Consider the following 23,146-nt stretch of genomic DNA (forward strand, 5'->3'; position numbering starts at 1 on the left):
TCATTCTCTTAATCTGGGATCGAGCGCATCCCTAAGTCCATCCCCGAATACGTTAAATGCCAACATCGTTAAAGAAATTAAAATAGCAGGTATAAACAATTGATAGAAATTCCCCACATGAATACTGCCCAAGGAATCACTTACGAGCGTCCCCCAGCTTGCTTGGGGCGCTTGAACACCCAATCCCAGGAAACTCAAGGTCGCTTCAGCAAAAATGGCCGTCGGAACAGTAAGGGTAATATTGACAAGGATAGGCCCTAATGTATTCGGTATCATATGTTTTCTTAAAACCCAGCCCATTTTGGCCCCAAGAGCGTTCGATGCGTGAACAAATTCCTGCTCCTTTAATTGCAGCACCTGGCCCCTGACGAGCCTTGCCATTTGAATCCAGCCCGTAATAGACAAAGCAATGATGATCGGCCAAATACCTCTTTCCATGACGATCATGACTAAAATCACAACAAGCAAATAAGGAATCGAGTATAGTATTTCAGCAATCCTCATCATGACGTTATCAGTGCGGCCGCCTTTGATGGCCGAAATACCGCCGTATACGACACCAATTAAAAAGTCGATCAACGCGGCCATCGATCCGATAAACAGTGAAATTCTCGCCCCATACCAACTGCGGGTAAATAAATCTCTTCCGGCCGAGTCGGTTCCAAACCAATGCTCAGCATTGGGGTGCAAATTCTTTTTGGTAAAATCCTGTTCATAATACGTATATCCGTTTAAATGTGGACCGATAACGGCCATGATTGTCAATAGAAAAATAACAGTTAATCCGAGCATCGCAAGCTTGTTTTCAACAAGTCTGCGCCATACATCACTCCAATAGGAAACAGAAGGCCTCGCAATTTTTTCAGCTTCCTGGTAATTGTCTTCCGCCGGCAAAAACATATCTTCCGTCATATTCAGTTCGTGCTTGCTCATCAGCCGCTCTCCTTTCCGATCTTGATTCTGGGGTCAATCCAAGTGTAGGCAACATCCACAATAAAGATCAATGCGATGAGAATGATGCTGTAAAAGATGGTCGCCCCTAAAATGACCGGATAGTCACGGTTGAAAATGCTATTTACAAACATTTCACCCATGCCGGGTATTCCAAATATATACTCGATAATGAAACTCCCGGTTACCAGATTGGCCGTCAGGATACCGAGTACTGTCACGACAGGCAGGATAGCATTCCGTACCGCATGCTTCATGATGATGGCACCGCCGGCCAGACCCTTGGCTTTGGCAGTTAATATATAATCCTGGCTCATCACTTCCAGCATGCTCGATCTCATTAATCGGGCAATATAAGCCATGGGCATCATCGCCAACGCAATCGAAGGGAGAATGGTATGAGACCAAGACTTCCACGTTGCAACGGGCAGAAGTTCCCACTTAACAGCAACATAATGGATCAAAAAGGTGGCAAGGACAAAACTTGGAACGGACAGGCCGATGATGGCAAGGACCATCGCTGAGTAGTCTGGCCACCGGTTTCTGTTCAAAGCAGCAATGACCCCAAGGAACAAACCGAATGTAATGGCTATCAACAATGCTTGAAGCCCTAAATGGAGAGAAACGGGAAATCCATTTTTAATATAATCATTGACTGTGATAGCTTTTGTTTTCATGGATGGCCCGAAATCCAGTTGGAGGACAGACTTTAAATATAGGGCATATTGGACCATTTCCGGTTTATCAAGATTATAGTGGCGCTGTAAGTTTTCATATACAGCCGGGGGCATCGGCCCTTCTTTGGCGAACGGATTCCCCGGAATGGTTTTCATAATGATAAAGGTGAGTGTAATGATGACCCACACAGTGATGATTGCCCAAAATAAACGATTTAGCGTATATTTCCACATCATTTACACCTCTTTCTAAGCAAAACTTCAATCTGCGAAAGCTTTATTTCGCATATGGTTAGTTGTACCAATCGGGCTTTTACTAGCAGTTGATTCCCGGTGAACCTATTTCCCCGCGAATTTTTGAAAATGGGAAGCTTGCTTGCTGCCTGTTAATCCGGGATATAGCCATGCCATACATACAGTAAGATGAAAAAATAAAGACTAAAACCAGGTATGCCAAAAGTGGCATACCCAATTTTGAAATGCATGATTATTTTTCAATGTCCGCATAAATGAACTGTGGATATCGGTTAATTGGTGTAAAAATCCCTTTCACATGCGGCTTCACAGTGAACGGTTTTGTGTAGAAATATAGCGGTATAATCGGCATTTCTTCGATTAAAATTTCTTCCGCTTTGTGCATGGCTTCCATCCGTTCTTTTTGATCCATGGACGTCTTGCCGATTTTAACGTTTTTATCATATTCCGGATTGCTCCAATTCGCATCATTGAACGAACCGTCTGTTACCCAAAGATCAACGAATGTCATCGGGTCAACATAGTCCCCTACCCAACCGCCACGGGAAATTTGATAGTCCCCAGCTTTTTCCCGGTCAAGCTTGACTTGGAATTCTACGTTTTCCAATGTGACGTTTACATCCAAGTTTTTGCGCCACATTTCCTGTATCGCCTCAGCAACCTTTTTATGCCCTTCATCCGTATTATACGTTAGGGTAAACTCTGGCATTTGATCCATGTCTTCTTCAGCAAGTCCTTCCTGCAGGAGCTTCTTCGCTTCTTCCGCATCTTCTTTAAACAGGTCGCCGGAGTTTTCCTGGAAATCTCCTTCCACATCGGGAATTCCTGGCGGGATGATGCCATACGCGGGCTGCTGGCCGCCCTGCGTCACATGTTCAACAAGAGACTTTCGGTCAATCGCCATCGATAAAGCCTTTCTAACCTTTACATTGTTAAATGGCTTTACCTCATTATTTAAATTATAGTAATATATTGCCAAATCCGGAGCAATCTCGAATTCTGGATCGTCTGTTCCACTCAGTTCGCCTGTCACATCCGGAGGCAGCGGGTAGACGAGGTCAAGCTCATTGGACTGATACATTTGCCACGCGGTATCAGCATTGTCAATAATGACAAATTGAACCTCATCCAGTTTGATTTTATCCTTATCGTAATAGTTTTCGTTTTTCTCCAATTTCATGCTTTCTTTATGTTTCCACTCCGTCAGTTTAAAAGCTCCGTTTGATACATATGTTTCAGCTTCCAGTGCCCAGTCGGGGTTTGCTTCCTGTACCTTTTTGTTCACAGGATAAAACGTATAAAAAGATGTCAAATCAAGGAAGTAAGGTGTTGGTTCCGCAAGTTTAACTTCAAGCGTAAGGTCGTCCAAAGCCTTTACACCGACTTTTTCTTCCAACGCGGCATATTCGTCCTTGTTTTGCGAGCTGTTGTACGCTTCTCCTCCTTCAAGATAATAGAGTTGATAAGCATACTCGGAAGCGCTTTCAGGATTGAGCGCGTATTTCCAGGCAAATTCAAAGTCGTGAGCTGTTACAGGGTCGCCATTGGACCATTTCGCGTCATCCCTTAAGTTGAAAGTCCACGTTAATCCGTCATCACTCACATTCCAATCTTTAGCGATTCCCTCGACTATTTCACCTTCAGGCGTTTTCTTCGTCAATCCTTCAAAGGCATGCTCCAGGATCCATGAATCATGGGTTCCCTGTGCTGTTCCAGGGTGTAGTGAACCCGGCTCTTCATTGTTATTGAGACGTAAAATTTTCTTCTCGCCCGACTTTTGCTCGCCACCAGATTTTTTCTCGTCAGCCGGTTCCGGCGAAGTCTCCGTTTGACCGCTAAAACAGCCGGAAAGTACCAGTAAGATTGATAGTACGAAAACCATGAAAGCAGACCGTGACATCTTCAAGCAAATTCCCCCTTCTTCATGATAATGGACGTGGCAACGATTACATAAACCAACAACTAAAACCCGTTAACAAACATTGGGTCCATATTAGTCTATGATTCGTTACACATTTACTATACCAAAAAAACAATCTGAATACCAAACTTTTATTTGCAAGATTCGGAATTGTGTTTTGGGGATGGACAAAAAAACCCCACAGAGAGAAAGAGATGTTACAGGCTTAAGCCGTAACATCCCTTTTCAAAAAGAATAGAAAAGCCAGTATTTGAAAGATTGTAAAATACAGTATCATCATCCATATGGAAAAAGAGAGCGTCATGCCATCCACCAATGGCATCCCATCAATATATTGCATTAAGTTAGTGTTGGCAAACAAACTATATTTGGCCCATTCAAATTTGCTGGCCAGCAATTTGGTGGCCGTTTCGCCTGTGAAAAGCAGAAATACCGACAGGCCGATCGCCAGCGCGCTGTTCTTGAAAACAGCCGAAATCATGAATGCCATAGCGGCAAGCAAAAAGACGCTTAAGGAATTGAGGGCATACGATTTGACCAAGTATAAAAACAGACTTTGTTCCTTCACCTGTCCATTCACATAAGCCAGATGGACATTGCTTGACGAATCTCCCGTCCCGAACAGAACCGCTCCAATGATACTGGCGCAAACGAATAGGATGGCAAGCATAAGCAGCAGGAACAAATTGACGGTAAAGTATTTTGCCAACAATATCTTCCAACGTTTATAGGGCTTCACCAACAATATTTTGATCGTTCCCCATGAAAATTCATTGGCGACAATACCAGCAGCAACAATGAGTACGAACAAGCCGGCAAATGGTATGAGAGAAATCGAGTCGTTGATAAATGTCCAAACCGTGCGCTCCTCAACAGGCGGCAAGTCATTTTTTATCCGATATTCATTAATAGCTATCTCCTGTTCAATAAGATCCTTAGGGCCTATAATTTGCATATCTTCATGCTGTTGTTTTAAATTCTCGTTTTCCGCCATCAACTCTTGCTTCCAATCTTGATTTTCCGCTTTTTCTTTGCTGTCAAGATATTTCATCATGCCAGCCGTTACGATCAGAATGAGAATGAGCAGTCCCATCATGATATATGTACTGATCTGCCTAAAAATCTTCTCCCATTCATTGCGTACCAAATTAAACATTGGCTGCCACCCCCGGGTCGTTTGTCATTTCAAGGAACCTTTCTTCCAAAGATTTTTTCACTGGGCTTATTTCAAACACGAGGAGATCGTGTTCAAGCAATAAGCGCAACACATCCGGTATTTGAGAAGGTTCCACTAAAATATGAATGCCATTTTCTCTCTTCATTCCTTGAATTCCACGACTTGCCAATAATTTTAAGGCTTCATTTCTATTATCCACATCGCAATAATACGTTTTGGTATCAGACTCCACCTCTTCACTGGCGATACTTTGGACATTGACGAGCGTCCCCTTTTGAATAATAGCGAACCGGTCACACATCATTTCCATTTCCGACAACAAATGACTGGAGACGATAATGGAAAGGTTTTTCTCTTTGGCCAATCGCCTTAAATAGCCCCTGATTTCCCTGATGCCCGCGGGATCAAGCCCATTTGTCGGTTCATCCAAAATAAGAACTTTTGGATCATGCAGGAGGCTTTGGGCAATTCCCAATCTCTGTCTCATCCCCAAAGAGTAAGTCTTGACTTTGTCGTGGATTCGCTCTGTCAATCCGACAAGACTTACGACCGCATCTATTTTTTCTTTCGTGATTCCCTTAAACAGGCGGGCAGACTGCTGTAAATTTTGATAACCAGTCAAGAATTTATACAACTCCGGGTTTTCGACGATGGCTCCTACATGGCTAATCGCGTCTTCATAATTTTTGCGGACGCTTTTTCCGCAAATTTTAATCTCCCCGGCCGTTATGCCAATCAAACCGACAATCATTCTGATCGTTGTCGTCTTCCCGGCTCCGTTCGGCCCCAAAAATCCAAACACTTCCCCGGCTTCGACTTCAAAGCTTAAGTCATCAATAATTTTTCTTCCGCGAATTATTTTCGTGACATTTTTCAACTCAACAACAGCTTTCATTTCTCACACTTCCTTCCCTTTGTTCCGCATGATTGATTTGAACCATTCTAAGACAGATAAGCCTTGTTCTTCGCGTATGGCTTCCACATTTTGGCGGCCGATAATGTCACCGTTATAAATGGCGATCACTTCATCCATTATCTGCTCAATCTCATCAATCTCGTGCGTGGCGATAATGACGGTCTGTTTTTCAAAATTAATATAGGTGAGCAAGCTTGTAACAATGGAATCCCGCACCATTGGATCGAGTCCGGAAAATGGTTCGTCCAGCAGGACCACCGGAACGTCCCTTGCCAAGGTTAATACGAGTTTCAATCTTCCCCGGTTCCCTTTGGAAAGCTGTTTGATTTTTTTATTTTCCGGCAACTCCATTTCTTTAAGAAGGTGAAACGCTTTGTCCCGGTCAAAATCGGGAAATTGAGAATCATAGAACTCGATCATTTTCCCGGTGGTAAAAGAATCATAAAACATATCAAGTTCCGTCAAGTATGCCACTTTTTTGCTGATCCTTCTTGTGACCTTCTCTTGTAAAACGGTCACTGTTCCGCTGTTCGGATAAACAAGGCCGGTGATCAATTTCAATGTGGTGGATTTTCCACTCCCATTGGGACCGAGCAGACCGTAAATTTTCCCCGGTTCAAAATATAGAGTGACATTGTCCAGAGCCTTTTCTGCTCCGTATTTTTTCACGACGCCCTTTAATTCAATGTTCATCCTGCCCACCATCCTCCAAATAATGTGTCAATCCACTCACCATTTGCTGGTTCGTATATCCCAATTCTTTCATGCTTTTGACAAACTGGCCGATGATTTCCGTCTGCATCGACTGCTTCAATTTATTCACAATGCTTTCCTTTTCAATCACGAACGTCCCCTGTCCACGTCTTGTCTCCACAATACCCATCCTTTCCATTTCCGCATATGACCTTTGTATCGTATTTGGGTTGACACCCGATTGGACAGCCATGCCCCTTACAGACGGAAGTTTTTCCCCGGGATTGATTTTTCCCCGGATGATCCTTTGAAAAATCTTTTCAGTAATTTGTATATAAATGGGCTTTGACGCTTCAAATTCTTTGGACATGTTTACACCTCGACTTTCCGGTCCAGCAGCCTACTGGCAAGGAGAAAGAAGATGATGGATAAAATAGCGTACATCAAGGTAAACAAGGATAGACTATTTTGGAAAATAGGTAGTTTCCAGAGTTGCCTTTCCACCAGTACGTGATAGGAAAGCCAAACGAGAACCACCGCCAGCCAGCGAAAATGTCTAATAGCGGGGTATTTTCCTAGTGAATGGTAAACCGTCCAAAGAAACATGAACAAAACTGATACATGCATCGCTGTGCCAAAGATATGTAACTGTAAAGAAATGATCCCTTGATCGATAGGCAGAGCACTGCTGAAAAAAGCGATCGCCCTTCGCATAAAAAACAAAGCATAAAAGGATATGAAAAGTTGCGCAATCAACTGAATAATAGCCGCGGCACCGAGCTTTGCTAACAGCAATTTCAAACTGCTTTGCGGATTATACAGCCATAACTGTGTTTTCCCCTCGACCCTTAAAGTATAAAGCAGTAAGAGCGGCGCCAATATCAGAACAGCAGCCATCATGAAGGGAAACATTAACTCCGGCTCCGATATATAACCTGAGAAGATATGCATACCTGCCATACCGAAAAATAGAAGCCCCATCCAAGACCAAAATTTCATTAAACCTAAATCCTTTTTAACCAACCCAATAAATGCCTTCATGACTTTACCTCCGCCACCTTGTATTAGTGTGTTAATTAGATAGTACACTAACACAAGTATACATGCAACCATTTTTACAAAAAAACATAAGATGTATTTTTTACCTGATAGAAAATTTCAAGAGATGGGCTATGGTCACCGGATGCAGCTACTTTCAGAGAATTATGCCATTCTCTTCCCCTCGATCAAAAGGCGGAACAAAGGCTAAAGAATGAAAGCGTCCTGTTGGCTTAACCGAGGAAATAGCGTCATCCAAGCTCGCGCTTTCCCTGCCTTGTTTGTTTCTTCTCTTACACTCGTACAAGCGTATACGTTGCGGCGCTTCCATGACCGATATCTTTGAAAACCATGAGTTGTGTATCACCGCCCCGGACGAATCGGACTTTTGGCGCGATTTTTTGAAATGGGGACCTTCCTGCAGTTCATACCGAAAAAACTACTAACATCAGTAGTGCGACCAAGGCCATGGTTTGTGCTAGTATTTTTTTGCCGAACAGCTTCAAGATCTAGAATCCATATAAAAGACCGGCCAACTTCACAAGTTTAGTATGTTGGGGGTCCAAAAAGATCATGTCAATAAGGCAGTGTGAAGGCTTCTATGATTGGCTAAGAGGGAGCAGAAATCATGAAACATAAACATGTTGTAGCTTTTGATGTGAGTATGGGGGAAAATGGGATGACAGTCTGACCGTTATAAACGATGTGAGTATGGAGATGAAGTGGAACATACACGTCCTAGCTTTTACGATGACAAATTAAAAATGCAACCTCGGCGAAATCCTTATGAGGTTGCAGTAATGGCATGTATAAATAAGCTTCCGAAATACATCTTCACCATTAAGGAACTGGAAACAAAATGGGATGGCGGGCATATCCAAAATTGGGCCATGGTCAGAAACCAACTGCTCTTTCACGACAAACTGAAAGATAGGGTTTTAAGATACCTTGAGTAAAGTGTACTTACACACTTAACTTGACAAACCCGATAGTTCCTTTTCATTGTCCACCTTTCCAATTCAATGGTTAACTTTATTTTTTAACATCCCTTCCAAAGGCCTTTGTGTCAATATTCTTCTCATCAAGGAAGTCTTCAATTTTTTTCTGTTCTCTTCCACTCACTTTAGGAGTTTTATTAATGATGGATCCAATGTCTTTTTCAGAAATTTTCCCTTCGCTTGCGTTGTCGAGCACTTCACTTAATTCACGAATATACTCATTTGAAGTTGTAATATAACGACTAATCCTTTCCGACTCTTCTTGATAACCTTTAGGTAAGGTATTATTGGAGATATAACGAGAGAAATTCTCATCATTTTCTTTTATAAGTTTGTTAATTTTTTTAAATTTCTCTAATTCACTTTTATTTAATGTCTGATCGTCCCATATGAACTCCTCAAATGATTCTAAAGCATTATTTAACTCTTCGTCACTGTCTAAATATATTTTGATACTTTGTTTCATTTCTTCTTCGTCAATGACACTATTGTTTTTTTCAGAGGTGAAGATAGTACTAGGGATTTTTATGTCCTTTAGAGAAATTTCCTCTTCTGTAGCACTTTCTTCCTGAGCATCCATATTTTCTTCCTCGGAACATCCGCTCAACACAAAGATGATGATCATGAAGCAACTATAAAATATTTTTCTCATAATTAGAACCATTCCTTTCGCTCTCGCTAAGGGCACAAAACTGTATAAAATGTACTTATTCCGAGCGCGTTTTTAGTATTACTGAAACGATAGGGATTTACAGAACTACAAATCAAGTGAAGGTGAGAGGCCGATGGATAAAAAGCAGAAATGACATTCACACCTTAACAAGTTGTTGAACGGATCCATTTTATCATTCGTTTCCAATGGATTTTACAGACATGCTGGCTTGGCTTTAGCCTCCTCATCGCTTTGCACCTGCGGGGTCTTCAGCTCAAGCTATTCCCGCAGGAGTCGTCGCCTTCCGTTCTGAATATATATTGTGAACTAAAAAAAGCAATGATGAAATTTCTAAACTCCTTCCATTCACATTTTAAAGCGTTAACCGACAATCATTCTGATCGTTGCCGTCTTCCCGGCTCCGTTCGGCCCCAAAAATCCAAACACTTCCCCGACTTCGACTTCAAAGCTTAAGTCATCAATCATTTTTCTTCCGCGAATCATTTTCGTGACATTTTTCAACTCAACGACAGCTTTTTTCACACTTCCTTCCCTTTGTTCCGCATGATTAATTTGAACCATTCTAAGACAGATAAGCCTTGTTCTTCGCGTATGGCTTCCACATTTTCACGGCCGATAATGTCACCGTTATAAATGGCGATCACTTCATCCATTATCTGCTCAATCTCATCAATCTCGTGCGTGGCGATAATGACGGTCTGTTTTTCAAAATTAATATAGGTGAGCAAGCTTGTAACAATGGAATCCCGCACCATTGGATCGAGTCCGGAAAATGGTTCGTCCAGCAGGACCACCGGAACGTCCCTTGCCAAGGTTAATACGAGTTTCAACCTTCCGCGGTTCCCTTTGGAAAGCTGTTTAATTTTTTTATTTTCCGGCAGTTCCATTTCTTTAAGAAGGTGAAACGCTTTGTCCCGGTCAAAATCGGGAAATTGAGAATCATAGAACTCGATCATTTTCCCGGTGGTAAAAGAATCATAAAACATATCGAGTTCCGTCAAGTATGCCACTTTTTTGCTGATCCTTCTTGTGACCTTCTCTTGTAAAACGGTCACTGTTCCGCTGTTCGGATAAACAAGGCCGGTGATCAATTTCAATGTGGTGGATTTTCCACTCCCATTGGGGCCGAGCAGACCGTAAATTTTCCCCGGTTCAAAATATAGAGTGACATTGTCCAGAGCCTTTTCTGCTCCGTATTTTTTCACGACGCCCTTTAATTCAATGTTCATCCTGCCCACCATCCTCCAAATAATGTGTCAATCCACTCACCATTTGCTGGTTCGTATATCCCAATTCTTTCATGCTTTTGACAAACTGGCCGATGATTTCCGTCTGCATCGACTGCTTCAATTCATCGACAATGCTTTCCTTTTCAATCACGAACGTCCCCTGTCCACGTCTTGTCTCCACAATACCCATCCTTTCCATTTCCGCATATGACCTTTGTATCGTATTTGGGTTGACACCCGATTGGACAGCCATGTCCCTTACTGACGGAAGCTTTTCCCCGGGATTGATTTCTCCCCGGATAATCCTTTGAAAAATCTTTTCAGTAATTTGTATATAAATGGGCTTTGACGCTTCAAATTCTTTGGACATGTTTACACCTCGACTTTCCGGTCCAGCAACCTACTGGCAAGGAGGAAAAGGATGATAGCCAAAGCGGCATACAACAGAATGGGTATGATAGGTAGCGATACATCCGTATAGATGATGTTCCAGCCATCTTCATATTTCAAGTTGGGCTCAATATGGACGTTTAGGTCCAAAGAGAACCACTCATTTGTTAAAATCTTCGTTTTTACAAGAAGCTCTTCCAGTAAGCTCCATGCAAACCAAACGAGAACCACCGCCAGCCAGCGAAAATGTCTAATGGCGGGGTATTTTCCTAGAGAATGGTAAACCGTCCAAAGGAAAATGAACCAGATCGATATATACATTGCTGTGCTGAAAATGCCCAACTGCATAAAAATCCCTTGTTTGATAGGCAGGAAGTTGCCGAAAGAAGCGATTTTCCCTGCTTTCACCAATGCTTGCATGATAAACAAGGCATACAAGGAAATGATGAGTTGCGCAATCAACTGAATAATGGCTGCCGTACTGAGCTTTGATAACAGCAATTTCAAACTGCTTTGCGGATTATACAGCCATAACTGTGTTTTCCCCTCGAGATTTAAAGTATAAAGTAGGGAGATCGGTGCCAAAAACATGTGAAACCCGGCAGCCATCATCAGAAAAGGAACGGGTATTAGCGGCTCTGATAAATAAACAGAGAGGATATACACACCCGCCATCCCGATAATAAAAACCGCAAGCCAAACGATGTACCAAAATTTCATTAAACTTAAATCCTTTTTAACTAATCCAATAAATGCTTTCATGAGTTTGACCTCCGTCATCAACTGTTATTGTACTAACCAAATAGTACACTAACACAAATATACATGCAACCATTTTTACAAAAAAATATGAGATGCATTTTTACCTGATAGCGAAATCTATTGGCGGCATGATCAGGGTGACAGGGTGCGGGTCCATGCAAGAAGCTCATGCCGCGCTCTCTTTCCCCTTATAAGAAACGGAGCGACAGCGTCCTGTTGGCAAGCTCTGGGGAGGAGCGCCTTACTTTATCTTCGTGCGATCATGATGCTGTCGCACTTTCCCTGTCTTGTGGCTTCGCTGCACCCGTACATCATGGTTATGACGCTTCCAGAAAACCATGAGATGTGTGTCGCCGCCCCGGACGAATCGGGCTTTAACTGACTGTTGCTCCCCCGCACTTACCGTGATTTTTTGAAGTGGGGATCTTCCTGCCAGTTCATACCGAAAAAAAGCTGTCCGGAAAGGAATATGACAGCTTGAAAAATAATAAAACAAAACCCAAGAATGCTATAAAATCAACATTCTTGGGTTTTAGATTGTAGTGTGTTGACTCTAAATCGGACTTTTTAAACAGCCCCCTCCATATATATTTTATCGTGATACATATGGATTTCCCTTAACCCAGAAACGCCACGGGTAATCTCGCGCCTCACCCGAATTTTGAATCCCGATCCTGGTTCCTTGCTCTATTTCTGTCGGGGAATAGCCATCACTGATATATAACGGCCGCTCATAAAATGTTCGGCCGTAGTCCTCCATGGTAATCCCCATTGCCTTTGTTAATTTTCCGGGGCCATTCGTCAAGTTTTTCATTTGATCGACTGGGCGCCTCTTTTTCATAAGGCCAATTCCTGTAACAGGCTCCAACGCTCGAATCAATACGGCTTCGGGCTCATCAATGCCTGCGCTGACGACATTGATCAGACAATGCGTGTGCATCGAGTATGTATACACGAGCCCTGCCTGGCCATACATGATTTCAGTCCGCTTCGTCCTTCTATTGCCGTAACTGTGGGCGGCGCGATCATGCGGGCCTATATAGGCTTCCGTTTCCACTATATATCCGGCGGAAAGCCCTTCTTCCGTTTCGTTGACAAGGAGGCAGCCTAAAAGCGACTTGGCTAGTTCAAGCGTTGGCTGTTGAAAAAATTGTTTGTTTAACGGTTTTTTCGGCATTTTGTCATTCATTTCCATTACATCTATTCACCATCATCCATTTTATGAATTTATTTTTTTGCTTGATCGAGTCATACTCATTTATATTCGCAGATGTCCGCCAAAGCGCCATTCGCAACCTCAGCATCGTTTTCTTGCGTTCCGGGCGGACATGGCTTATTCCCGCCAGCATCATGTACGTTTTTTCATGTTGAGCCTGTCACTCATCTTCCTTTATTCCTTGTAATACCCCGTCAAAAAAAGCAATCACCTTTTCAACATATTCCTCAGAGTTTTGCTCAAAAGATTTCACATGCCCGTCTCCCTCGGTAAGCCAAAACGAAAAAACATCGGGGTGCTTTTTGTACATTTTTTCACTTTCTGTGTAAGGGATGGAACGATCGCCTTTATTGTGGATAAATAACACTGGACGCGGAGCCACATCATCCAGCACAGTGATCGGGCTTGCGCCGGACAAATCGATGTCAGCCATTAGTGGAATGATATTGAGGATCAACGGTGTAAAAGGAAAATTCGGCAGATCGGTCCAGACCGGCATATTTTCTTCCAAATAATCATGCAAATCGCTGAACGGGCTGTCGGCTACGACTGCATGCACATTCTTTGATTCAGCCGCCGCTAAAATGGAAGTGGACGCCCCCATGGATATTCCCAGCAATCCAATCGGCTCCTCATATTGGTCGGCTGTCCAATCAATGGCCCCCAGGAGGTCCCATTTTTCTTTGACTCCAACAGTGGTCATGTCTCCTTCTGATTCCCCCGCATAACGAAAATCAAACGTAATGACCCGATATCCTTTTACAAGTAAATTGTTGGCCAGCGGCATAAACGGAATGTTTTCCTCGTAACGGTTCCCTTTATAACCGTGGGCAAAAATAATGTTCATTTTTGCCGGAACGGGAGGTTCAAGCACCCAGCCCGCCAACTTCGTTTTGGCATCATGGCTGAAAAAGTCGATATCTTGATAATTCATGTCATAATCGCCAGGGGTAATGACGATCGGTTTTTTCTCCGGTTTTGTCAAATTTGTTCCCACATATACAGAAATCGCGACGCAAGTTGCAGCAGCCAGGAAAAACAAGGCAGCCAGAGAACCGATCACAATGAATTTGGTGTTCCGTTTCTTTGGCCCTCTGTTGACCGTTGTTTCCCTGTTGATTTCCGGCCCCATAATGCCGTATTCCTCCTTTTGCTTTATTCTTTTATTCATATTTCTAGAAAAACGGTTGGATTCCTCTTTTCAAAATGTCACAATATGTTCATTTTACAGCAAAAACAGGTAAAAAAACCCCTTGACTTTTGAAGTTTAAATGTCTACTATATAAAAACAAATGTATTTTACAGACATACAGAAAGGTGAGGAAGAAATGAAAAGCTATGTATCTATCGGACTATTGGGTTTGGGAACGGTTGGCTCCGGAGTTGTCCAGCTCATTCAAAATCACCAAGAGGAGTTGCAACATCAAGTAGGATGCGAAGTGAGAGTCAAAAGCATTCTCGTCAGAAACACTGATAAGGAACGTGATATTCAAATCGGCCAAACATTCCTCACCTCTAATCCGGATGATATACTGCAAGACCCCGATATTGATCTTGTCGTGGAAGTAATCGGTGGTATCGAAGAGGCACGGGAACACATGATAAAAGCGATCCAGTCGGGGAAACATGTTGTTACCGCCAATAAGGATTTAATTGCCCTTCATGGTCCGGAATTGCTTGAAGCGGCTGCTCAAAATCAGGTGGATTTGTTTTATGAAGCGAGTGTCGGTGGCGGAATTCCGATTTTAAGAGGATTATCGGAAGGTCTTGTATCAGACCGGTTGAAAAAAGTGATGGGTATTGTCAATGGTACGACGAATTATATATTGACAAAAATGGATGAAGAAGGCCAGTCCTATGAAGCGGCTCTGAAAAAAGCGCAAGAACTCGGGTTTGCAGAAGCAGATCCAACAGCAGATGTGGAAGGGTTGGACGCGGCAAGGAAAATGGCCATTTTAGCCAGGCTGGCGTTCTCAACCAATGTATCGCTCGATGATGTGGAAGTGGAAGGCATAAGCAATCTTTCGCTGCAAGACTTGCATTACGGGCAAAAACTGGGATATACGATGAAGCTCATCGGTATAGCCCAATTGGATGACCAAAAAGTGGAAGTCAGTGTACAGCCTACTTTCCTTGCGACTAGTCATCCGCTTGCCTCTGTTAAAAATGAATATAATGCCATTTATGTTAAGGGAGAAGCCGTTGGAGAAACAATGTTCTACGGTCCTGGTGCAGGAAGCTTGCCTACGGCAACCGCGGTGATGGCGGATGTCGTAGCGGTGATCAGAAACATGCGGCTTGGCGTAAATGGAAAAACCGTTGTAGCGCCTAGGTTTAAAAGTGTGTTAAAATCACCTCAGGAGCGGTATGGACAGTTTTATTTCCGTCTCCACTTAGCAGATGAAGTCGGGGCATTTTCCAAAATCACAGGCTTATTCAACGAATTAGGCATTAGCTTTGAGAAAATTTTGCAAACCCCGCTCAATAAAGGAGAATTGGCAGAAATTATTATTGTTACCCATACCGTATCATTGGAAAACTTCCAAGAAGCACTGATGAAATTAAGGGATCTCCCCGTTGTAAAAGACGTCATCAGTTATTATCGAGTAGAGGGGAATGGAGCAAAATGAATTGGCCGGGCCTGATTAAACAATATCAATCCTACTTGCCTGTTACAGATCAAACACCAGCGCTTACGCTTCAAGAAGGGAATACACCTTTGGTGCATCTGGCCCATTTATCTGAGCAATTGGGAATCGAATTATATGCGAAAATGGAAGGTGCCAATCCGACTGGATCTTTTAAAGACCGCGGAATGGTGATGGCCGTCGCCAAAGCAGTGGAAGCTGGCAGCGAGTCCGTCATTTGTGCATCTACGGGGAATACGTCCGCTGCCGCTGCGGCTTATGCGGCAAAAGCCGGGATCAGGGCGATCATCGTCATCCCAAATGGAAAAGTGGCACTCGGTAAGCTTGCCCAAGCAATGATGTACGGTGCCGAAATTGTTGAAATTGAAGGCAATTTCGACGAAGCATTGCAAATTGTCCGCACTGTAAGTGATACAGCGCCGGTTACACTTGTCAACTCTGTCAATCCATACCGGATTGAAGGGCAAAAAACAGCGGCATTTGAAATTTGTGATCAACTTGGAGCCGCTCCAGATATTTTGGCCATCCCGGTGGGGAATGCCGGTAATATAAGCGCCTATTGGAAAGGATTTAAAGAGTACAACGACGCAAAACAAACAGGACTTCCAAAAATGTTCGGCTTTGAAGCGGAAGGTGCGGCGGCCATTGTAAAAGGAGAGCCGATCGCCCAGCCGGAAACGGTGGCAACGGCCATCCGCATTGGAAATCCGGCAAGTTGGAATCTTGCTGTCGCCGCTCGTGATGAGTCTGAAGGTAAAATTGAATCCGTTTCTGACCAAGAAATTTTAGAGGCATTCCAGCTACTTCCGAAATCGGAAGGTCTGTTTGCCGAACCGGGTTCATGCGCCTCGATTGCCGGAGTAATCCAACAAGTGAAAAATGGCCAAATTGAAAAAGGAAGCAAGGTAGTGGCCGTATTAACCGGAAACGGATTAAAAGATCCGCAAACGGCTGTTTCTCAAATCAAATATGATCCCGTAGTCTTGCCAAATGATGAAGAAGTCATTATTGACTATATTAAAGGCGTGGTTAAGGCATGAACTGTTTGACCATTACGGTTCCCGCCAGCTCAGCCAATATCGGACCCGGGTTTGATTCCGCCGGTATGGCTTTGAACCGCTATTTAACATTACATGTTACACCGAATGAAGAGTGGATATTTGAACACCGCTCTTTGCATCTTCCGCAGGCCCCTCCTGCGGAAGATCATTTTATTTTTAACATTGCCAAACAGATGGCGGAACAATTCAACGCCAACCTTCCTCCGTGCAACATTATGGTGGAAAGCGACATTCCTTTGGCACGCGGCATGGGAAGCAGCGCATCTGCGGTAGTGGCAGGCATCGAACTGGCCAACCAGGTTTGCCAACTTGAATTAAGCGCGTCAGAAAAGTTGCGGTGGGCCACCAAGTTTGAGGGGCATCCCGACAATGTGGCGCCTGCATTGCTGGGTGGGCTCGTCATTACAGCAATGCTTTCTGAAGACCGTATCGAATTTTTTCAAACTACAAATATTGATTTGGATCTCGTACTTTATATCCCGGATTTTGAATTAAAAACGGAAGCAGCAAGAAAAGTGCTCCCAGAACAGTTTTCCAGAAATAACGCGACTGCCGCAAGTAGTATTGGGAACATGATGGTAGCCGCTCTCGTCGCCGGGGATTATCAGCTGGCAGGACGCATGATGGAAGCAGACTTATTTCATGAGCCATACCGTGCTTCCCTCATTCCCAACTACGCTGAAATCCGCCGCGAAGCAAAAAACCTCGGAGCATACGGAACAGTCATCAGCGGTGCCGGACCAACCTTAATCTCCTTTGCTCCCAAAGGCGGCGGACAAACCATTGTGGATCATTTACAAACAATGTTTTCCGACCACTCCGTTCAATTGGTAAAATTGGATAACGAGGGACTTCGTGTCAATCATCAAAGTGAAAATGCGATTTGCCAATAAACCGCTGGATAGGCAAATTTGTATTTTGAAACGAACATGCGAAAACCCGGGCGCCAGTTAACAACGTCCGGGTTTTTTACAATATAACAGCACATAGGTGTAAAGCGCATCGAAGTCAACCTATTTTTTTTATTGAAAAAGCGCACACCTGCTTTTCTCTATAAGCAGGCGGTTCCTTTTCTCTTACGAAGCTTAATGGTGCATGCCATTATCAGTGGACTCGGCTTGTTCATCTTGTCCGCCTTTACCCTGAGTCCCCTCACCAATGGTGATCGACTTTTTCGGCATATTGTGCATGCCGCGTGCGGTCACGTGGACTTGAACAGTAAATGCTCCTTCGCGATCAAACGCTTTTTCCATCTCATAAGTGCCGTCTTCATTGTTTTTCGCTTCAATCTTTTCTCCCTCTTCTTTTTTTCCTTCTTCCCAAATTTCAAACTCCACCTCATCGGCGTCTTTCACTTTTTCATCGCCTTGTGTCACCAAGGCTGTAAAAACGACTTTTTCATTTACATCGGCAGTATCAGGACCTTCAAGCTCTACCTCAAGTACCTCGGGAACCTTATCGCTAACTCCGTTGTTTTGATCTTGGGTACTTCCACATGCTCCCAATAAACCAATGGCGAAAGCCAAAATTAAAAACGAACGTATCCTGTTCAATTTATTTACCCCCAACACTATGATTCTTGTCATCAACTCAGTGTAACATGATTATGTGTGAAAGATGTGAAATCCGCGTTACCAATTAACGAAACAACGTTACATAAGCGGCAGCTTGATCGAGACGGAAGTGCCCTTGCCAACTTGGCTCGAAATTGTCATCGTTCCTCCATGCAGCTTCGCCAGCCTGTCTACAATCGCGAGCCCAAGCCCTGTACCGCCTTGCTTGCGTGTCCTTGCTTTATCAACCCGGTAAAAGCGTTCCGTTATTTGGGCCAAATCCGCTTCGGGAATTCCCTGCCCGGTATCCGCGATCGTAATAACTCCAAAGCGTTCGTCCTCCAAAGTAAGGGAAACGAATATGCTCCCTCCCGGATTTGTATAGTTAATCGCATTATCCAATATATTCATCAACATTTGAATAAGCCGTTCCTCATCTGCTTCCGCAATTAATTCGTAATCAAAACAGCTTTCCAAATGGATCCCTTTTTCATCCATTCGGTGTTTTACCTTGTTGATGGATTCCTCAATCGTTTGTGCAAGCGGAATCGGCGCCATCTTTAACGAAAATTCCCTGGATTCAAACCTGGCAAGATCAAGTAAATCATCAACAAGCCGTTCCATCCGGTTCGCTTCCCGCAAAATAATGTGCTCATATTTTTCTTTGTCTTCCGTTTTGGCGACACCCGTTTGGATGGCTTCCATATAACCAATAATGTAGCTGAGCGGTGTTCGAAGTTCATGCGAGACATTGGCCAAAAATTCCTTTCTCCGATCATCTTCCTTTTGGACAGATTCCGCCATTTCATTGAACGTTTTGGCAAGCTGTCCAATCTCGTCATCATGATAATCGGCTACCCTTACAGACAAATTTCCCGATGAAAGCTCGCGAGCGGCATTTTTCATGTCGGTGATCGGTTTAAGTGTTCGCTTCAGCCACTTATTCCCGATCGTAAGCGCAACGAGTAAAAAAAGAAATGCCCCGGCAAGCCAATACACAGAATACCGAAAAATCATTTCACTTAAATTTTCGAGCGGATAGTATAAATAGATAATGCCCTCCAGCCTTTTGCCGTCAAGCAGCGGGACAACAACCGAAATGACATCCCGATCCAGCCGCTCCACATGCCCTTTTCGATAAACGGGAGCGCCTGTTAACAGCTTTTCCCGGTCCTCTCCGCTAATCAAAGCGTGATAATCTATTTCAAAAGGCAAACACATGCTCAATTCCCTGGGATTTTTCACAGCAAACACTTCAAACTGCGATTTTTCCCCGAACGCGTTAATGTCCTCTATCAAGGAGTTTTCCACAGCTCCCCCTTCATATGAAAGAGCCAGCCGCTTTCCGGTTTCAAGCATATCCTTTTCCAATTTTTTGACGTACAAACTTTCATATAGCATATACGAAAAAAAAGAAGCGTACACAATTGAGACAAGAAAAGCGACTAATAAGGCCAAAGACAATTTTCGAGACAGCCTCATTTTGGCACCTCAAATTTATATCCGCAGCCCCAAACAGTTTGAATATATCTCCCCGCGCTTTCTCCAACTTTCATCCGCAAGGTTTTAATATGGGTATCCACCGTCCTTGGCCCTCCCTGGTAAGACATATCCCACACCTGATCCAGCAGGGCCTCTCTGGAAAACACTTTTCCCGGCTCGCTCATCATGACTTTCAACAGTTCGAATTCCTTAAATGTCAGCTCCGTTTCGATACCGAATATCTCAAGCCTTCTCCTTTCCAAGTCCATGAAATAGCTCCCTATCTCAATCGTCGCCTTCGTATTTCGCTTATAAGCGGATCTTCTTAAAACAGCTTCTATTCTGGCAACAAGTTCACCGGGAGAAAATGGCTTTACGATATAATCATCTCCGCCAAGCTTCAACCCCTTAACCTTGTCCCATTCCTCTCCTTTTGCTGATAAAAAAATAATCGGAATTTCGCTTTTTTCCCGGATTTCTTGACAGATATCAAAGCCATCCTTGCCGGGAAGCATAATATCGAGCAAAACAAGATCTATTTTTTCCTTCGTTAAAAAATGATAAAGCTCTTCGTGTCCCTTTGCTTCCGAAGTTTTATAACCGGAATTTTGCAAGTACATCGAGATTAAATGCCTCATATCCTCTTCATCATCGACAATTAAAACATGTACCATTATTCCACCTTCTCGCGTGTAAAAATTCCGAATGGACCTTTGCCCACCTTGGTTTTCCCTTCAATTTCCAATGTCTCCGGATCAATCCAATACACTTCATTACTGTCAAACCCGGCTACAATCATTTTTCCCGAAAAAGAACTGACGGCAAAAGGATTCGCCCCTACTTCGACTTGCGCTTTCAGCTTTTTGTCAAAATCAAAACGATACAACATGTTCGTTCCGTGGCTTAGGGCATACAAACCGTAATTATTTTCATAAAAATCAACAGGCATCAGCGGCGCGGGAATCTGTTCCTTCAATGCTTGTGTTTTTAATGAATAGACTGCGATGAAGGACTGGGGCTTCGTCCCTTCTCCATGTCCCCCTATCCATAATTCGCTTTCTTTGCTGCGCAACAGCATGCCGGTGCTTGATGCCGGAATCGAAAGCTCGCTTTCAATTGAATAATCGTCTAAATTGATAAAAGCCAACGCTTTTCCTTTGAAAGAAGCAACATATATATACTGCCCGTCTGTTTCCATTTCAAGCGGATATGGCTTCGTCTTCACACTTTTGATTTCTTCTCCGTTTTTATTGAAAAATCGGACTGCATTGCTTTCCTTATCGGCAAAAGCAAATCCTGAATTGTTTTTAAGATAGACACCGTTGACAATGCCCTTCCCGGTCTTGAACGACCGCTTTAGCTTTCCCGTTTTCAATGAATAAAAGTCGACTTCTTCAAGCTCTGGCCCGAATAACAACAATGTATCCCCATCAGGAAGCAGCCTTGCGCCTGTATAGGCTTTGTGCAGTTCCCAGTGGCCAAATACTTCTCCTTTTTTGTTCAAAAAATCAATGCTGAACTCCCCCAAGTTTAACGTAGCGGCAAACTCTTGGCCTTCCTTTACAGGTTGATAGCTTTTATCTTGGCAGCCCGCCAGCAAAATGATGAACAATATAAAAAGAAGATGGGTTTTTTTCTTCACTTTCTCACCTTCCGCCAAAACAATTTCATCTTATTTTAGCATAACGGATATTTGTGATATTTAAATGAAATTCACATGAAAATTTCGGCGCCGGCCACCCTATTTCCAAATTTCTGTTGAGATGCTTCAGTCTGAAGATTTTACGTCTGAATCGATACGGAGCTATTTTGAGGTGGACGATGTATAGTGATATGCGGGGTTCCCATAAGCATTGTCGAGGCAAAAAAATGGCCGGACCGCTCAAGCAGTCCGGCAGTCTTTTAACTGACATCCCTTTTTTTAAAATCGTCACTTTCCCAAAAGTCGGCGTTTTTAATGCCCACTTTCTGAGGATCAAATACAGGATCCAGCCCTTGTTTCCTCTGTTCCTCGTAGTCTTTTAAGGCGATCATCGCTGGTTTAAACAGGATCAAAATGGCAATCAAATTAAGCCAGCACATGATCCCAAGCCCGACATCCCCGAGATCCCAAGCAGCCTTTGCCGTTCTGACACTTCCATAAAAAACGCCAGCCAACAAGACGATTTTTACAATGAACATGGGAATCTTTCCGTCTTTTCCCCGCGTCAAATAAGCGACATTCGTCTCGGCGATATAATAGTAAGCCATGATAGTCGTAAATGCGAAGAAAAAAAGCGCGATGGCCACAAAAGCCGAGCCAAATCCGGGTAAAGCGGATTCCACTGCCGCCTGGGTGTAAACTGGGCCCGGTTCCACATCGCCGAGGCGGTTGACGATAAAAGATTTGTCGGGACGAACCGTATTATACATGCCTGTAACGATGATCATGAAAGCGGTCGCCGAACATACGATCAAGGTATCCACATAAACCGAAAACGCCTGAACAATTCCTTGCTTTGCGGGATGCGACACTTCAGCTGCCCCCGCAGCATGCGCGCCTGACCCTTGGCCGGCTTCGTTTGAATAAATTCCCCGTTTAACCCCCCAGGAAATCGCCATTCCGAGAATTCCCCCGAAGGCAGAATCAAGCCCGAAAGCACTTTTAAAGATTAAAGCAATAACTGCCGGCAATTCCGTGATGTTAAACGCCATAACGATCAAGGCAACAAGAACATAGCCGATAGCCATGAACGGGACAACGAATTCAGCCGTTTTCGCAATTCTTTTAATACCACCGAAAATAATAAAGCCCAATAATAATACGATGACAATACCGGTAATAACAGTACTGATTCCAAAAGCATTTTCAAGTCCAGTCGCAATCGAGTTGGACTGCACCCCTGGCATCAGAAGAGCCATCGCAATACTCGTAGCCACTGCAAAAATGACCGCGTACCACTTTTTCCCCATCCCTTTTTCTATATAGTAGGCAGGACCGCCGCGGTATTGTCCGTCTTGCTTTACTTTATATATTTGGGCTAATGTCGATTCTACATACGCGGTGCTAGCACCCAAAAATGCAATCGCCCACATCCAAAAGACCGCGCCCGGACCCCCAAAGGCAATCGCTGTCGCTGTTCCTGCGATATTACCAGTTCCGACCCGTCCCGAAACCGCAACTGACAACGCTTGGAACGATGAAATTCCTGCACTTGAACTTTTTCCAGAGAATAATTGCTTAAGCATTTCCTTAATAAGACGAAGCTGCATAAAACGAGTCATGATCGAAAACAAGATGCCAATACCAAGCGACAAATAAATAAGGGGGGAACTCCATATTACGCCCGACAGCCATTCAATAAACGTTACCATCCGCATTCCTCCTAGCCATTATTATATTAATATATTTGTAAGCGCTTGCAAATAGAATTATATACCGCTTAAAAAAATAATACTACATCATAAATTCTTAACTATAAGAATGTTCAAATGGATAAAAAATCCCCCTTAACCTATACCTCGTC

General features: G+C 43.5%; 22 protein-coding genes and 1 pseudogene. 3 read left to right on the forward strand and 20 right to left on the reverse strand.

What is annotated here, in order from left to right; genetic code table 11:
• The 15 genes and pseudogenes from NST31_RS04170 to NST31_RS04240 form a co-directional block, all read right to left on the reverse strand.
• On the reverse strand, positions 1–933 hold the full coding sequence (locus NST31_RS04170; protein WP_083717264.1) for an ABC transporter permease: 933 nt from the start codon (positions 931–933) through the stop codon (positions 1–3).
• A complete protein-coding gene (locus NST31_RS04175) occupies positions 933–1,862 on the reverse strand; it encodes an ABC transporter permease (RefSeq protein ID WP_077109862.1) in 930 nt (309 codons plus the stop codon). The genes NST31_RS04170 and NST31_RS04175 overlap by 1 nt, the downstream gene beginning before the upstream one ends.
• Before the next feature lie 253 nt (positions 1,863–2,115).
• On the reverse strand, positions 2,116–3,783 hold the full coding sequence (locus NST31_RS04180) for a peptide ABC transporter substrate-binding protein (protein WP_077109886.1): 1,668 nt from the start codon (positions 3,781–3,783) through the stop codon (positions 2,116–2,118).
• Positions 3,784–4,009: 226 nt separating this feature from the next.
• Positions 4,010–4,960 carry an ABC transporter permease gene (locus tag NST31_RS04185; protein WP_077109861.1) on the reverse strand — a complete coding sequence of 317 codons (951 nt, stop codon included), beginning with the start codon at positions 4,958–4,960 and terminating at the stop codon, positions 4,010–4,012.
• Positions 4,953–5,876, reverse strand: coding sequence for an ABC transporter ATP-binding protein (locus tag NST31_RS04190; RefSeq protein ID WP_077109860.1), 924 nt, complete (start codon positions 5,874–5,876; stop codon positions 4,953–4,955). The genes NST31_RS04185 and NST31_RS04190 overlap by 8 nt, the downstream gene beginning before the upstream one ends.
• 3 nt (positions 5,877–5,879) lie before the next feature.
• Positions 5,880–6,590 (reverse strand): ABC transporter ATP-binding protein, encoded by a 711-nt coding sequence (locus tag NST31_RS04195; protein ID WP_339164040.1) that lies wholly within the window; start codon positions 6,588–6,590, stop codon positions 5,880–5,882.
• Positions 6,580–6,960, reverse strand: a complete 381-nt coding sequence (locus NST31_RS04200; protein ID WP_077109858.1) for a GntR family transcriptional regulator — start codon at positions 6,958–6,960, stop codon at positions 6,580–6,582. Before NST31_RS04200 ends, NST31_RS04195 begins: the two co-directional genes overlap by 11 nt.
• Positions 6,961–6,962: 2 nt before the next feature.
• Positions 6,963–7,631: a hypothetical protein gene (locus NST31_RS04205; protein WP_077109857.1), complete on the reverse strand. Its 669-nt coding sequence runs from the start codon at positions 7,629–7,631 to the stop codon at positions 6,963–6,965.
• Between the two features lie 1,029 nt (positions 7,632–8,660).
• A complete protein-coding gene (locus tag NST31_RS04210; protein WP_339164043.1) occupies positions 8,661–9,290 on the reverse strand; it encodes an NDxxF motif lipoprotein in 630 nt (209 codons plus the stop codon).
• A 372-nt stretch (positions 9,291–9,662) separates the two neighbouring features.
• Positions 9,663–9,860: pseudogene (locus tag NST31_RS04215) on the reverse strand (ATP-binding cassette domain-containing protein); the annotation flags it as partial.
• A complete protein-coding gene (locus NST31_RS04220) occupies positions 9,818–10,528 on the reverse strand; it encodes an ABC transporter ATP-binding protein (RefSeq protein ID WP_077109854.1) in 711 nt (236 codons plus the stop codon). The gene NST31_RS04220 and the pseudogene NST31_RS04215, both read right to left, overlap by 43 nt.
• Positions 10,518–10,898 (reverse strand): GntR family transcriptional regulator, encoded by a 381-nt coding sequence (locus NST31_RS04225; RefSeq protein WP_077109853.1) that lies wholly within the window; start codon positions 10,896–10,898, stop codon positions 10,518–10,520. Before NST31_RS04225 ends, NST31_RS04220 begins: the two co-directional genes overlap by 11 nt.
• Positions 10,899–10,900: 2 nt before the next feature.
• The gene (locus NST31_RS04230; protein ID WP_077109852.1) at positions 10,901–11,680 is read right to left on the reverse strand and encodes a hypothetical protein; all 780 of its coding nucleotides are present in this window, start codon (positions 11,678–11,680) and stop codon (positions 10,901–10,903) included.
• A 592-nt stretch (positions 11,681–12,272) separates the two neighbouring features.
• Positions 12,273–12,869, reverse strand: coding sequence for a DNA-3-methyladenine glycosylase (locus tag NST31_RS04235; RefSeq protein WP_077109885.1), 597 nt, complete (start codon positions 12,867–12,869; stop codon positions 12,273–12,275).
• A 187-nt stretch (positions 12,870–13,056) separates the two neighbouring features.
• Positions 13,057–14,028 carry an alpha/beta hydrolase gene (locus tag NST31_RS04240; protein ID WP_077109851.1) on the reverse strand — a complete coding sequence of 324 codons (972 nt, stop codon included), beginning with the start codon at positions 14,026–14,028 and terminating at the stop codon, positions 13,057–13,059.
• Between the two features lie 196 nt (positions 14,029–14,224).
• Here NST31_RS04240 and NST31_RS04245 point away from each other — a divergent pair, with 196 nt between their 5' ends.
• Genes NST31_RS04245 through thrB form a run of 3 tightly spaced genes read left to right on the forward strand, consistent with a single transcriptional unit; the run spans position 14,225 to position 17,498 of the window.
• Positions 14,225–15,526 (forward strand): homoserine dehydrogenase, encoded by a 1,302-nt coding sequence (locus NST31_RS04245; protein WP_077109850.1) that lies wholly within the window; start codon positions 14,225–14,227, stop codon positions 15,524–15,526.
• On the forward strand, positions 15,523–16,584 hold the full coding sequence (gene thrC, locus NST31_RS04250) for a threonine synthase (protein WP_077109849.1): 1,062 nt from the start codon (positions 15,523–15,525) through the stop codon (positions 16,582–16,584). The genes NST31_RS04245 and thrC overlap by 4 nt, the downstream gene beginning before the upstream one ends.
• Positions 16,581–17,498 carry a homoserine kinase gene (gene thrB / locus NST31_RS04255; RefSeq protein ID WP_077109848.1) on the forward strand — a complete coding sequence of 306 codons (918 nt, stop codon included), beginning with the start codon at positions 16,581–16,583 and terminating at the stop codon, positions 17,496–17,498. The genes thrC and thrB overlap by 4 nt, the downstream gene beginning before the upstream one ends.
• Positions 17,499–17,690: 192 nt before the next feature.
• On the opposite strand, the gene NST31_RS04260 is transcribed toward thrB, so the two are convergent.
• The 5 genes from NST31_RS04260 to NST31_RS04280 form a co-directional block, all read right to left on the reverse strand.
• On the reverse strand, positions 17,691–18,158 hold the full coding sequence (locus NST31_RS04260; RefSeq protein WP_236016918.1) for a FixH family protein: 468 nt from the start codon (positions 18,156–18,158) through the stop codon (positions 17,691–17,693).
• A gap of 99 nt (positions 18,159–18,257) precedes the next feature.
• Complete coding sequence (locus NST31_RS04265) at positions 18,258–19,640, reverse strand: HAMP domain-containing sensor histidine kinase (protein WP_339164047.1); 1,383 nt, start codon at positions 19,638–19,640, stop codon at positions 18,258–18,260.
• Positions 19,637–20,314: a response regulator transcription factor gene (locus NST31_RS04270; RefSeq protein WP_077109845.1), complete on the reverse strand. Its 678-nt coding sequence runs from the start codon at positions 20,312–20,314 to the stop codon at positions 19,637–19,639. The genes NST31_RS04265 and NST31_RS04270 overlap by 4 nt, the downstream gene beginning before the upstream one ends.
• Positions 20,314–21,282 (reverse strand): WD40 repeat domain-containing protein, encoded by a 969-nt coding sequence (locus NST31_RS04275; protein ID WP_339164049.1) that lies wholly within the window; start codon positions 21,280–21,282, stop codon positions 20,314–20,316. Before NST31_RS04275 ends, NST31_RS04270 begins: the two co-directional genes overlap by 1 nt.
• Before the next feature lie 260 nt (positions 21,283–21,542).
• Positions 21,543–22,994, reverse strand: a complete 1,452-nt coding sequence (locus tag NST31_RS04280; protein WP_077109844.1) for an alanine/glycine:cation symporter family protein — start codon at positions 22,992–22,994, stop codon at positions 21,543–21,545.
• Positions 22,995–23,146 lie beyond the last annotated feature (152 nt).

The sequence above is a fragment of the Siminovitchia sp. FSL W7-1587 genome, from assembly GCF_037963795.1.
In the GTDB taxonomy this organism is placed as follows: Bacteria; Bacillota; Bacilli; order Bacillales; family Bacillaceae_C; genus Siminovitchia; species Siminovitchia thermophila.

Coding starts and splice junctions, on each gene's coding strand:
- NST31_RS04170 (WP_083717264.1), bottom strand. CDS start 933: ATGAGCAAGCACGAACTGAATATGACGGAAGATATGTTTTTGCCGGCG.
- NST31_RS04175 (WP_077109862.1), bottom strand. CDS start 1,862: ATGTGGAAATATACGCTAAATCGTTTATTTTGGGCAATCATCACTGTG.
- NST31_RS04180 (WP_077109886.1), bottom strand. CDS start 3,783: ATGTCACGGTCTGCTTTCATGGTTTTCGTACTATCAATCTTACTGGTA.
- NST31_RS04185 (WP_077109861.1), bottom strand. CDS start 4,960: ATGTTTAATTTGGTACGCAATGAATGGGAGAAGATTTTTAGGCAGATC.
- NST31_RS04190 (WP_077109860.1), bottom strand. CDS start 5,876: ATGAAAGCTGTTGTTGAGTTGAAAAATGTCACGAAAATAATTCGCGGA.
- NST31_RS04195 (WP_339164040.1), bottom strand. CDS start 6,590: ATGAACATTGAATTAAAGGGCGTCGTGAAAAAATACGGAGCAGAAAAG.
- NST31_RS04200 (WP_077109858.1), bottom strand. CDS start 6,960: ATGTCCAAAGAATTTGAAGCGTCAAAGCCCATTTATATACAAATTACT.
- NST31_RS04205 (WP_077109857.1), bottom strand. CDS start 7,631: ATGAAGGCATTTATTGGGTTGGTTAAAAAGGATTTAGGTTTAATGAAA.
- NST31_RS04210 (WP_339164043.1), bottom strand. CDS start 9,290: ATGGTTCTAATTATGAGAAAAATATTTTATAGTTGCTTCATGATCATC.
- NST31_RS04220 (WP_077109854.1), bottom strand. CDS start 10,528: ATGAACATTGAATTAAAGGGCGTCGTGAAAAAATACGGAGCAGAAAAG.
- NST31_RS04225 (WP_077109853.1), bottom strand. CDS start 10,898: ATGTCCAAAGAATTTGAAGCGTCAAAGCCCATTTATATACAAATTACT.
- NST31_RS04230 (WP_077109852.1), bottom strand. CDS start 11,680: ATGAAAGCATTTATTGGATTAGTTAAAAAGGATTTAAGTTTAATGAAA.
- NST31_RS04235 (WP_077109885.1), bottom strand. CDS start 12,869: ATGAATGACAAAATGCCGAAAAAACCGTTAAACAAACAATTTTTTCAA.
- NST31_RS04240 (WP_077109851.1), bottom strand. CDS start 14,028: ATGGGGCCGGAAATCAACAGGGAAACAACGGTCAACAGAGGGCCAAAG.
- NST31_RS04245 (WP_077109850.1), top strand. CDS start 14,225: ATGAAAAGCTATGTATCTATCGGACTATTGGGTTTGGGAACGGTTGGC.
- thrC (WP_077109849.1), top strand. CDS start 15,523: ATGAATTGGCCGGGCCTGATTAAACAATATCAATCCTACTTGCCTGTT.
- thrB (WP_077109848.1), top strand. CDS start 16,581: ATGAACTGTTTGACCATTACGGTTCCCGCCAGCTCAGCCAATATCGGA.
- NST31_RS04265 (WP_339164047.1), bottom strand. CDS start 19,640: ATGAGGCTGTCTCGAAAATTGTCTTTGGCCTTATTAGTCGCTTTTCTT.
- NST31_RS04270 (WP_077109845.1), bottom strand. CDS start 20,314: ATGGTACATGTTTTAATTGTCGATGATGAAGAGGATATGAGGCATTTA.
- NST31_RS04280 (WP_077109844.1), bottom strand. CDS start 22,994: ATGGTAACGTTTATTGAATGGCTGTCGGGCGTAATATGGAGTTCCCCC.